The organism is Enterobacter sp. BWH52 (genome assembly GCF_001037565.1).
GTDB classification, from domain to species: Bacteria; Pseudomonadota; Gammaproteobacteria; order Enterobacterales; family Enterobacteriaceae; genus Enterobacter; species Enterobacter hormaechei_C.
This window is the reverse complement of sequence record NZ_KQ089854.1, coordinates 3,572,760-3,583,962: the sequence shown is the minus strand read 5'-3', so window position 1 is coordinate 3,583,962 and position 11,203 is coordinate 3,572,760. Positions and strand designations below refer to the sequence as shown.

General features: G+C 57.0%; 10 protein-coding genes and 1 tRNA gene. 6 read left to right on the top strand and 5 right to left on the bottom strand.

Annotation, left to right across the window (positions count from 1 at the left end; genetic code table 11):
* Nucleotides 1-13: 13 nt before the first annotated feature.
* The 6 genes from SK47_RS16855 to SK47_RS16830 all read left to right on the top strand — a co-directional run bounded on the left by SK47_RS16855 (nt 14) and on the right by SK47_RS16830 (nt 4,446).
* Nucleotides 14-90 (top strand) — tRNA-Arg (locus SK47_RS16855).
* 250 nt (nt 91-340) lie between these two features.
* Entirely contained in the window at nt 341-907 is a 567-nt protein-coding gene (yqaB, locus tag SK47_RS16850) for a fructose-1-phosphate/6-phosphogluconate phosphatase (RefSeq protein ID WP_048244815.1), read from the top strand.
* Nucleotides 904-1,332, top strand: coding sequence for a YqaA family protein (locus tag SK47_RS16845; RefSeq protein WP_017692791.1), 429 nt, complete (start codon nt 904-906; stop codon nt 1,330-1,332). Before yqaB ends, SK47_RS16845 begins: the two co-directional genes overlap by 4 nt.
* Nucleotides 1,333-1,415: 83 nt before the next feature.
* Nucleotides 1,416-2,960, top strand: coding sequence for a glutamate--cysteine ligase (gshA, locus tag SK47_RS16840; RefSeq protein ID WP_022649137.1), 1,545 nt, complete (start codon nt 1,416-1,418; stop codon nt 2,958-2,960).
* Nucleotides 2,961-3,112: 152 nt separating this feature from the next.
* Nucleotides 3,113-3,628: an S-ribosylhomocysteine lyase gene (gene luxS / locus SK47_RS16835; RefSeq protein WP_003862180.1), complete on the top strand. Its 516-nt coding sequence runs from the start codon at nt 3,113-3,115 to the stop codon at nt 3,626-3,628.
* Nucleotides 3,629-3,681: 53 nt separating this feature from the next.
* A complete protein-coding gene (locus tag SK47_RS16830) occupies nt 3,682-4,446 on the top strand; it encodes an AraC family transcriptional regulator (protein WP_003862181.1) in 765 nt (254 codons plus the stop codon).
* Here SK47_RS16830 and leuA read toward each other — a convergent pair.
* From leuA to SK47_RS16805, 5 genes are all read right to left on the bottom strand, one after another.
* Nucleotides 4,433-6,088 carry a 2-isopropylmalate synthase gene (leuA, locus tag SK47_RS16825; protein WP_048244813.1) on the bottom strand — a complete coding sequence of 552 codons (1,656 nt, stop codon included), beginning with the start codon at nt 6,086-6,088 and terminating at the stop codon, nt 4,433-4,435. The two genes, SK47_RS16830 and leuA, sit on opposite strands and share 14 nt — an antisense overlap.
* A gap of 166 nt (nt 6,089-6,254) precedes the next feature.
* Nucleotides 6,255-7,802, bottom strand: coding sequence for a multidrug efflux MFS transporter permease subunit EmrB (gene emrB / locus SK47_RS16820; protein ID WP_006811709.1), 1,548 nt, complete (start codon nt 7,800-7,802; stop codon nt 6,255-6,257).
* A gap of 16 nt (nt 7,803-7,818) precedes the next feature.
* Nucleotides 7,819-8,991, bottom strand: coding sequence for a multidrug efflux MFS transporter periplasmic adaptor subunit EmrA (gene emrA, locus SK47_RS16815; protein WP_022651722.1), 1,173 nt, complete (start codon nt 8,989-8,991; stop codon nt 7,819-7,821).
* A gap of 130 nt (nt 8,992-9,121) precedes the next feature.
* Complete coding sequence (emrR, locus tag SK47_RS16810) at nt 9,122-9,652, bottom strand: multidrug efflux transporter EmrAB transcriptional repressor EmrR (protein WP_017694792.1); 531 nt, start codon at nt 9,650-9,652, stop codon at nt 9,122-9,124.
* A gap of 314 nt (nt 9,653-9,966) precedes the next feature.
* A complete protein-coding gene (locus SK47_RS16805; protein WP_022651721.1) occupies nt 9,967-11,151 on the bottom strand; it encodes an MFS transporter in 1,185 nt (394 codons plus the stop codon).
* Nucleotides 11,152-11,203: the final 52 nt, after the last annotated feature.

Here is an 11,203-nt window from a genome sequence, read left to right as displayed (position 1 = left end):
AGTAAATCCCGATGCATCCGTAGCTCAGCTGGATAGAGTACTCGGCTACGAACCGAGCGGTCGGAGGTTCGAATCCTCCCGGATGCACCATATTCTCCTGGATAACAGCGATGCTGTTGTTTTAAGGTCTGCGAGTTAATCGCAAGCACCAGGGAGGATAACGTTGCTTTAGCAACGGCCCGCAGGGCGAGGCGTAAGCCGAGTAATCCTCCCGGATGCACCATCTTCTCCTTCTTTGTTCATTCCTTCGACGTTTCGTCAGCAATCACGCTCTCTGTCAGCGACAAAAATCCCCTTTTACGATAAAGTAATGCTTTGTTAATCGTTTAGCGAGAGCACGATGTACGCACAGTATGACGGTTTGATCTTCGATATGGACGGCACCCTCCTGGATACCGAACCCACGCATCGTCAGGCCTGGACCGAAGTCCTGGGCCGTTACGGTATGCGTTTCGATTTACAGGCGATGATTGCCCTCAACGGATCGCCCACCTGGCGTATCGCACAGGCCGTGATTGAGCTGAATCAGGCCGATCTCGACCCTCATCAGCTCGCGCGTGAAAAAACCGACGCGGTAAAAGCCATACTGTTAGACACCGTGCAGCCTTTACCACTCATTGACGTCGTCAAGGAGTGGCACGGCCGTCGTCCTATGTCTGTCGGTACGGGCAGCGAGAGCGCGATTGCTGAAGCGCTACTCAATCACCTTGGCCTGCGCCACTATTTTTCTGCCGTCGTTGCCGCCGATCATGTTAAACATCACAAACCCGCACCGGATACCTTCCTGCTCAGTGCAGAATTAATGGGTGTTCCACCTGCAAAATGCGTGGTGTTCGAAGATGCTGATTTTGGCATTCAGGCCGCGCGTGATGCCGGAATGGCGGCGGTGGACGTTCGCTTACTGTGAGTGACGCGCTGTCACTCGCTTCATTATTCGCCAGCAGTTTTTTAAGCTCCACCCTCTTACCGGGGAATTCGGAAGTGGTGCTGGTGGCGATGCTGTTGTCCGGCGTAAGTCAGCCCTGGTTGCTGGTCTTAATAGCAACAATGGGTAATAGCCTTGGAGGGCTGACTAACGTTATTCTTGGACGTTTCTTTCCGCTACGCGAAAAATCTCGCTGGCAGGAAAAGGCAGTGGGCTGGCTAAAACGCTATGGCGCTGCCACGCTGTTATTAAGCTGGATGCCTGTAATAGGCGATTTACTGTGTCTGCTGGCGGGATGGATGCGCATCTCCTGGGGACCGGTGCTCTTTTTTTTGTGCCTTGGCAAGGCGTTACGCTATGTTTTACTGGCATGGGTAACACTACAGGGTATGACGTGGTGGCACTAATTGGTGGAATGAATTCGCGACCTTCAATCGTCAACCATTACAATTATGCTGAGTGACAATTTTTTGACAGGCGGGAGGTCAAATTGATCCCGGACGTATCACAGGCGCTGGCCTGGCTGGAAAATCACCCTCAGGCACTGAAGGGGATTCAGCGTGGGCTTGAGCGCGAAACGCTGCGCGTAAATGCGGATGGTAGCTTAGCGACTACGGGACACCCGAAGGCGTTAGGCTCGGCGCTGACACATAAATGGATCACAACCGATTTCGCCGAAGCGCTGCTGGAGTTCATCACGCCAGTAGACGGTGATATTGATCATATGCTGACGATCATGCGCGACGTGCATCGCTTCACCGCCCGCAACCTCGGCGACGAGCGTATGTGGCCGCTCAGCATGCCGTGCTATATCGAGCAGGGGCAGGATATCGAGCTGGCGCAGTACGGCACCTCGAATATTGGTCGGCTGAAAACGCTGTATCGCGAAGGACTGAAAAACCGCTACGGCGCATTGATGCAGACGATCTCTGGCGTGCACTACAACTTTTCTCTGCCGATGGCGTTCTGGCAGGCGAAGTGCGGTGAAACGGATAAAGAAGCGATCTCCGCGGGCTACTTCCGCCTGATCCGCAACTACTACCGTTTTGGCTGGGTTATTCCGTATCTGTTCGGCGCGTCCCCGGCTATCTGTTCATCGTTCCTGCAAGGGAAACCGACCACGCTACCGTTCGAGAAGACCGAATGTGGCATGTATTACCTGCCATACGCGACCTCCCTGCGCCTGAGCGACCTTGGCTATACCAATAAATCGCAAAGCAATCTCGGAATTACGTTTAACGATCTGCACGAATATGTGGCAGGCTTGAAGCGGGCGATAAAAACCCCGTCGGAAGAGTACGAAAAAATCGGCCTCGAAAAAGACGGCAAACGCCTGCAAATTAACACCAACGTGTTGCAGATTGAAAATGAACTGTATGCGCCGATTCGTCCGAAGCGCGTGACGCGCAGCGGTGAAACGCCGTCGGATGCGCTACAGCGCGGCGGGATCGAATACATTGAAGTGCGCTCGCTGGATATCAACCCGTTCTCACCGATTGGCGTTGACGAGCAGCAGGTTCGTTTCCTTGACCTGTTTATGGTCTGGTGCGTACTGGCGGATGCGCCGGAAATGAGTTCCGACGAACTGCTGTGTACCCGTGCCAACTGGAATCGCGTGATTCTGGAAGGGCGCAAGCCGGGCCTGACGTTAGGTATTGGCTGTGAAACGGCTCAGTTCCCACTGTCTAAGGTAGGGAAGGATCTGTTCCATGACCTGAAGCGCGTAGCCCAGACGCTGGATAGCGTGTACGGCGGCGAAGCTTACCAGAAGGTCTGCGACGAACTGGTTGAAAGCTTTGATAACCCGGAACTGACATTCTCAGCACGTATTCTGCGTTCTATGATTGAGCAGGGAATTGGTGGCACAGGGCGTTCACTCTCAGCGGAGTACCGTGAGATGCTGATGCAGGAGCCGTTAGAGATCCTGAGCGAAGCGGATTTTGTGGCAGAGCGCGATGCGTCCGTTGTGCGTCAGAAAGAGGTCGAAGCGGCGGATACGGAGTCGTTTGAGGCGTTTCTGGCGAAGCAGGCCTGAACCAAAAGAAAAAGGCCACATCGCTGTGGCCAAAATATACATCTCTGAATTCAGGGATGATGATAACAAATGCGCGTCTTTCATATACTCAGACGCGCATTCTGTAGAAGAGTTCAGTTTATTTTAAAAAAAATCACTATCGGAGGTGACGTATGCCGTTATTAGATAGCTTTACTGTCGACCATACCCGTATGGAAGCACCAGCAGTCCGCGTGGCGAAGACCATGAACACGCCGCACGGCGACACGATCACCGTTTTCGACCTGCGCTTCTGCGTGCCGAATAAAGAAGTGATGCCAGAGAAAGGCATTCACACGCTGGAACACCTGTTCGCCGGATTCATGCGCGACCACCTGAACGGCAACGGCGTGGAGATCATCGATATCTCTCCGATGGGCTGCCGAACCGGTTTCTACATGAGCCTGATTGGTCAGCCTGAAGAGAAACGCGTCGCGGATGCGTGGAAAGCGGCGATGGAAGACGTGCTGAAGGTGAAAGAGCAGAACCAGATCCCTGAGCTGAACGTTTACCAGTGCGGCACTTACCAGATGCACTCTCTGGAAGAAGCTCAGGAGATTGCCCGTCATATCATCGAACGTGATGTTCGTGTAAACAGCAACGACGAGCTGGCCCTGCCAAAAGAAAAACTTCAGGAACTGCACATTTAGTATCGTGCCTGTGGATGCCCGGTGGCGCTTCGCTGACCGGGCCTACAATCCTGATGACGACAACCACCACCTTCTCCTTTACCCATCGCCCGCTTGTGCCGTTTTCGCATGATTATGCTCATGGCGACAGCGAGCCGTGGCATCAGCACGACTGCGCGCAGCTCCTGCACAGCCTCACCGGCGTCGTGCGGGTGGATACCGCATCCGGCTGCTGGGTGGTGCCGCCCGGTCGCGGCGTCTGGCTACCTGCGGGTACGCAGCACGCCCTGCGCATCACCGGCAACGTTGCCGCCCGCACGCTGTTTATCGACCCGCTGGCGCGCGCCGATCTCCCGGCGACCTGCCAGATCGTGCAGATCTCGCCCCTGCTGCGCGAGCTGATCCTGACCTCCCTCACGCTTCCTGAATCTTACGCACCCGGAAGCCGCGATGAACGTGTTTATGAGCTGATCCTCGATGAAATTCGTCTCATGCCGGTGCTGCCGTTTCACCTGCCCGAGCCGGAAAGCGAAGCGCTGCGCCATCTCTGCCAGCAGATTCGAATGGCCCCGGGAGAAAGCTGGAGCAGCGCCCAGGCCGCAGGTATTGTGGGGATGAGCGAACGCACGCTGAACCGTCATTTTCAGCAGCAGACAGGCCTGAGCTACGGCGAATGGGTGAGAAGGGCGCGACTGCTGGAAGCCTTAGTGCGGCTGGCGCAGGGCCAGCCGGTATTACGCGTGGCGCTGGATCTGGGGTATGGCAGCCACAGCGCCTTTACGGCAATGTTTCGCCGGGTAATGGGTCTCTCACCCAGCGATTACTTCAGGAACGACTGACCGCGTTAAAAAGCGCCTGAATCGACGCGCGTGCCACGTCGCTGTCGATGCCCACGCCCCAGCGGCTGGTCCCATCCTGGAACAGGCAGCGGATATAGGCCACCGAGCGGCTGTCGCTGCGTTCGCCTAACGTATGTTCGTGATAATCCTTGATCACAAACGACGCGTTGATCCAGCGGCTTAAGCCGTGAGCGGCGGCGGAGAGCAAACCGTTTCCCTGGCCTTCCAGCTGGCGGGTGCCCCCATGCGTGGCGACGCTTGCCGTCAGCCGCAGCTGGCCGTCCTGCTGACTGTCGCTGCGGTACGATTGTAGCGCTAATGGCGGGCTCGCCACCAGGCCGTAACGGGCGCGGAACAGCTGCCAGAGCGCATTCTGCGTCATCTCTTTTCCATGGTTATCCGTTTCCTGCTGCACGTGCTGGCTAAAATCCTGTTGCAGGGCGCGAGGCAATTTCAGGCCGTGGTTTTGCTCAATAAGCCAGGCGCTTCCGCTTTTTCCTGACTGGCTGTTCACGCGGATCACCGCTTCATAGGTACAGCCAATATCCTGCGGGTCGACGGGCAGATAGGGCATCTCCCAACGTTCGCCAGGCTTACGGGTATCGAAACCTTTCTTGATGGCATCCTGGTGCGAGCCGGAGAAGGCGGTGTAAGCCAGACGACCCGCCCACGGATGGCGCGGATGGACGGGCAGCTGGTTGCAGGTTTCTACCGTTTCAACCACCCGATTCATATCGCTGAAATCCAGATTCGGGCTAATGCCCTGGCTGTAGAGGTTCATCGCCAGCGTCACCAGGCAGACGTTGCCCGTGCGCTCACCGTTGCCAAACAGGCAGCCCTCCACGCGGTCAGCCCCGGCCATGACGGCCAGCTCCGCGCTGGCGACGCCCGTTCCGCGATCGTTATGCGGATGTACGCTGATACAGACGTCACTGCGGCGGCTGAAGTGGCGGCAGAAATACTCGATCTGGTCGGCATAGACGTTCGGCGTGCTCACTTCGACGGTAGCGGGCAGGTTGACGATCATCGGACGCGCCGCGCACGGCTGCCAGATCTCCGCCACGGCTTCACAAATCTCCAGCGCAAACTCCGGTTCGGTAAAGCAGAAGGTTTCCGGGGAGTACTCGTACTGCCAGCGGGTGTCAGGGTTCTCTTCACACAGCTGACGAATCAGGCGCGTCGCGCGCGTCGCCAGCTCGACGATTTGCGCTTTCTCCATGCCGAATACCAGACGGCGGAACAGCGGGGCGGTAGCGTTATACAGGTGAACGGTGGCCTGCTTCGCGCCGCGCAGGGAGTCGAAAGTGCGATGGATAAGATCGTCCCGCGCCTGCGTTAACACCTGAATGGTGACGTCATCCGGGATGCGGTTCTCCTCAATCAGCTGACGTACAAAATTAAAGTCCGTCTGCGAGGCGGACGGGAAGGCGACTTCTATTTCTTTAAACCCGCAGGTCAGCAGCAGATCCCAGAATTGCAGCTTGCGCGCGCTGTCCATCGGCTCGGCCAGCGCCTGGTTACCGTCGCGTAAGTCGGTCGAGAGCCAACGCGGGGCGCAGGTGATAATCTGCTCCGGCCAGCGGCGGTCGGGCAACGAAAGGGTGGGGTAAGGCTGGTATTTGTCGGCGGGTGTGTTCAGCATGGTGCGCTCCTGTTGTCTTTTCACTATCGTGAATCGATTTCAGGCGCGCTGCTTTATCGGAACTGACAATCGCTGTCGCGTTTTGGACAACCGTAGAAGTTGCCCGGTGGCGCTGCGCTTACCGGGCCTACGATCGTAGGCCGGGTAAGGCGTCCTGTAATGAGGGCTAATGCGCCCCACCGCCCCCGCTACCGGCCCCAAACGGTGGTTTGGCAAACCACACCAGCCCCAGCAGGACGATAAAGATCCCTGCCGATATCCAGAAAATCTCGTTTGCCGAGATAATCAGCCCCTGGTTGGTGATCTGCTGGGCAAGCCAGCCGGACGCCTGCTGCTCCGTCATCCCCATCCCCTCAAGCTGGCTATACATCTGCTGAGCGTTAGGGTTGAACGGGTTCACCGCTTCGGTGAGTTGAGCATGGTGCATCGATTCCCGGTTGGTCCACAGCGTGGTGGTGATCGATGTCCCGATGGAGCCCGCCAGCGTACGGGTGAAGTTCGACAGGCTCGATGCCGCCGCCATCCGCTCAGGCGGCAAGCCGGAAAGCGTAATGGTGGTTAGCGGCATGAAGAAGCACGCTACGGCGAAGCCCTGAATAAACTGTGGCCACGCGGAGGCGCCAAAGTCCATTCCCGGTTCAAACGTATACGCGCGCCAGTAGAAGCACACGGCGTACATGATGAAGCTGAACGTCACCAGCCTGCGCATGTCGAGCTTATGGGCGAAACGGCCAATAATCGGCGACAGCAGAACCGGAATTAACCCCACCGGCGCGGAGGCCAGCCCCGCCCAGGTTGCGGTATAGCCGTACACCTCCTGCAACAGCTGCGGCAGCAGAACAATCGCGCCGAAGTAGAGCATATAGGCGAGGCTGATACACAGGCAGCCGATGGTGAAGTTTCGCGATTTAAACAACGAGAGGTCGACTATCGGGTTATCGTCCGTCAGCTCCCAGACAATCAGGAAGCTGATGGCCACCACAGCGACCACCGTCAGTACGATGATTTCCGTAGAGGCGAACCAGTCCAGCTCTTTACCGCGGTCGAGCATGATTTGCAGGCTGCCGATGCCGACAACCAGCAGTGCCAGTCCGATGCCGTCGATCCGCCGCTGTTCGGTCCGCGTTTCGCGACCACGCAGAGACTGTAGCGTCATCAGTACCACCAGCGCACCGATGGGCACGTTGATGAAGAAGATCCAGCCCCAGTGATAGTTATCGCTGATATAGCCGCCGAGGATTGGCCCGCAAATCGGAGCGACAATCACCGTCATCGACCACAGCGCGAGCGCGATGGAGCGTTTGGCGGGCGGATAGTTGTTCAGCAGCAAACTCTGAGACAGCGGAATCAACGGCCCGGCGACAATCCCCTGGATGACGCGGAAGAAAATCAGCATCGTCAGGCTGCTGGACATGCCGCAGGCCCAGGAGGCCAGCACGAACAGGATCGTCGACCAAAGGAACAGCTTCACTTCACCGACGCGCTTCGCCAGCCAGCCGGTGATGGGAATGGAGATGGCGTTCGCCACCCCGAACGAGGTAATGACCCAGGTCCCCTGGCTCAGCGATGAGCCAAGGTTCCCGGCGATCGTAGGGATCGCCACGTTTGCGATGGTGGAGTCCAGCACCTGCATGAATGTCGCCAGCGACAGCGCAATGGTCATAATGACCAGTTGCGCCCCCTCCAGCGGTTTTTGCGGCTTTTGCTGTTGCATAACGCTCACCTTCGGCTTAACCGGCGTTTGCCTTCACGATGTCATCGATCAGCTTATTGACGGGATCGAGGCTAATTTCACGGGCGTTACTTTCATAAGCTGGCGTACTGCGCACCTGGCTTGCGAGGATCTGACCGTCTCGGTTGGCGGTATCGACCGTCACCAGCGTGGAAAGGCCAATTCGCAGCGGATGGTCTGCCAGCTGCTTAGGATCCAGTTCGATACGCACAGGCAAGCGCTGTACCACTTTGATCCAGTTGCCGGTGGCGTTCTGTGCAGGCAGCAGGCTAAACGCGCTGCCGGTCCCCATGTCCAGACCGACCACTTTCCCGGTGTACTTGATGTCATCGCCGTAAATATCGCTGACCACAGTTGCGGTTTGGCCGATACGCATATGCGCCAGCTGGGTCTCTTTGAAGTTCGCATCGACCCACAGATTGTTCGCCGGAACTACCGCCATCAGCGGCGTGGTGGTGCTAATCTGCGCCCCTGGCTGTACGGAACGACGGGAAACGTAGCCGGTCATCGGGCTGACGATTTTGGTACGTTGCAGGGCAAGCCATGCGTTACGCACTTCGGTCGCCGCCTGTTTCACCGCCGGCTGGTTTTCCAGAGAAGTACCCAGCACCATCGCCTGATTAGCGTTGTACTGTTGGATCGCCACGTCCAGCTGCGCCTGTGCGCTGGCCACCGCATCGCGGGCGTGCTGCAACTCTTCACGGCCAATCAGGTTGGCGGTGCCGAGAGGAACACGACGATTGAGGTCGCTCTGCGCCTGAGCCAGCGCCGTTTTCTGCACGTCGATATTGGCCTGAAGCTGCTTGCTGTTGATCATCAGCTGGCGGGTCTGGCGAACGCTGGAGGCCAGAGCCGTCTGTGCTTTTTCAAAAGCCTGTTGGGCGTCGGTTGGATCGAGCGTGACCAGCACATCGCCTTTTTTCACAAAGTCGGTGTTATCAGCCCAGACTTTCGTCACGCTGCCTGACACCTGGGCCATGATTTGAACCTGATTCCCTGCCACGTATGCATCGTCTGTCTCTTCAACATGACGCAAGACTAAAAACCAATAGATCCCATATGCCACGGCAATAATAATAAAGAGCAAGGTCAGCAGAATAAGGGCGCTCTTACGTTTGCCCTTTTTGTTGACCGGTTGCTGCGGGGGGGTGTTCTCCGCATTTGCGCTCATTGTTGTTCTCCACGATCTTTTTATTTTCACATCGGCTGAGCCGACCTGTTGTCAGAAAGGCCAGCAGTTTCACGTGCTGGCCTGTCAGTTTTTCTTTTTAGCAATCTGGAATGTTGAGCGGATCGTCGCGTTAGCGCAGCGCCTCAAGGATGACGCCATCTTCATCCATCTGGTCCAGACGGGTGAGCAGCTTGCGAGTAATATGCTCAAGCTGGTCGCGCTCGGCGGTGCTGAGGGCAGACCAGAGCTGGTGCAGGCAGTTGTGCTGCGGTGGCAGCACTTCGCGCAAGAATTCGTGACCTTTCTCGGTCAGTTGCAGATGCAGGCAGCGGCGATCGTTATCGCTTTCACGGCGTTCAATCCAGCCGCGCTTTTCCAGTTCATCCGCGATACGGGTTGCATTGGTACGGGATGACCCCAGCGCACAGCTCAGTTCCGATGGCTGAATGCTGTGATTTTCCTGAGACTCCAGCGTAATCAACGCCATAAACAACGTCTCGTTAATCCCTTGCGCTTTCAGCATCTTGTTACGATTTTCCAGCAGCTTACCCTGCATGTGCATGCACAGGCGGGTCAGCAGAATTTCCTGATACGGGAAGTCCTCATGACGACTGGCGCGGAACTTAAGCATTTGTTCAATGGGCGTAAACGAACTATCCATTTTGGGCATAACCTCATTAATTACAGCCGATATAGTAACGACAGTGACAAATAATGTAAATGAATTATTTGTGCGGTTATATCCGCCAAACGTATGTCACCATCAGAAAGCGCCGGGTAAATCCGTGACCCGGTGAGCACAGAGAGTGTGGGGTGTGTACCCGCGAAAGAGGGGATGTGAGGACAGGGGTCTGAACTATTCATGCCGGTAGTAAATATGTCACCCACAGTAAAATTTCTGGGATAAATGATTGCTGTTACCTTAACAGATGCAGGCCCCCTTTACACCCCGGGGGGCCCAAAGCAATGTAAAACTTAGTGAATTGCTTCCTGACGGTGATAGCCGCGCCACCATACCAGCAGATTTATCGCCGCGACGATGGCGCCGATGGCGCACACTCCCGTCCAGCCCGCATGCTGCCAGGCGGAGGCTGAGATGAGCGAGCCCGCCGCGCCGCCGATAAAGTAGCTGGTCATGTACCCGGCCGTCAGACGGTTACGGGCGTCCGGCTTCACGCGGTAAATCACGGTCTGGTTGGTGATGTGTACGCCCTGCACGGTGAGGTCTAGCACCAGAATACCGACAATCAGCGCCAGCACGGAGACGTGTCCGTACCAGATGGCCGCCCAGGAGAGCAGGAGTAAAACCAGCCCTGCGGAGGTGGTCATATGAGATTTACCTTTATCGGCCAGCCCACCCGCCGGGCGCGCGCCCAGTGCGCCAGCCGCGCCTGCCAGCCCGAACAGGCCAATCACGCCTTCTGAGTAGTTAAACGGTGGCGCGGCGAGCAGAAACGCCATCGACGTCCATAAGATGCTGAAGTTGGCGAAGGTGAGACACCCCAGAATGGCGCGCGTGCGCAGGAGTTTATCCCGGGTGAAAAGGCTGAAAACGGAGGCGAGGAGCTGCGGATAGTTCAGGTGATTTTCCTGCTTCACCTTTGGCAGGCCGCGCCACAGGGCCAGCGCCATGATAAGCATCAGCACGCTCGCCACCCAGTAAACGGTGCGCCAGCCGCCGAGGCTCGCCAGCAGCCCGGCAACGGTTCGCGCCAGCAGGATGCCCAGCAGCAGGCCGCTCATGATAGTACCGACCACTTTGCCGCGTTTTTCCGGGGAAGCCAGCGTCGCGGCGAGGGGAACCAGAATTTGCGCCACCACCGAGAACAGCCCCGTCAGCGCGGTGCCGATAATCATCATCGTTAACGACTGGCTGCTGGCGGTGATCAACATTCCGCCCGCCGCCAGCAGCGTCATGGAGACGATAAGCATCCGGCGCTCAAACATATCGCCTAATGGCACCAGGAACAGCAGCCCGGCCGCATAGCCGAGCTGTGCTGCGGTGACAATAAAGCCGGCGGAGCTGGCTGAAAGATCGAAGGCGCGTGCGATGGTGTCGAGCAGTGGTTGTGCGTAATAGTTGCTGGCGACGGCCAGACCCGTTGCCACGGACATTAAAAGGATGAGTGCGGGGCTAAGCCCTTGAGTTGTTTTTGTCATTAGTTTCAGGAATCGTGAGTTAAGTGATTATTTTTCCGGAAACATAATAACC

What these genes read in the sequence shown, in the direction of transcription:
- yqaB (WP_048244815.1), top strand. Translation starts at nt 341, where the DNA reads ATGTACGCACAGTATGACGGTTTGATCTTCGATATGGACGGCACCCTC.
- luxS (WP_003862180.1), top strand. Translation starts at nt 3,113, where the DNA reads ATGCCGTTATTAGATAGCTTTACTGTCGACCATACCCGTATGGAAGCA.
- SK47_RS16830 (WP_003862181.1), top strand. Translation starts at nt 3,682, where the DNA reads ATGACGACAACCACCACCTTCTCCTTTACCCATCGCCCGCTTGTGCCG.
- leuA (WP_048244813.1), bottom strand. Translation starts at nt 6,088, where the DNA reads ATGCTGAACACACCCGCCGACAAATACCAGCCTTACCCCACCCTTTCG.
- emrB (WP_006811709.1), bottom strand. Translation starts at nt 7,802, where the DNA reads ATGCAACAGCAAAAGCCGCAAAAACCGCTGGAGGGGGCGCAACTGGTC.
- emrA (WP_022651722.1), bottom strand. Translation starts at nt 8,991, where the DNA reads ATGAGCGCAAATGCGGAGAACACCCCCCCGCAGCAACCGGTCAACAAA.
- emrR (WP_017694792.1), bottom strand. Translation starts at nt 9,652, where the DNA reads ATGGATAGTTCGTTTACGCCCATTGAACAAATGCTTAAGTTCCGCGCC.
- SK47_RS16805 (WP_022651721.1), bottom strand. Translation starts at nt 11,151, where the DNA reads ATGACAAAAACAACTCAAGGGCTTAGCCCCGCACTCATCCTTTTAATG.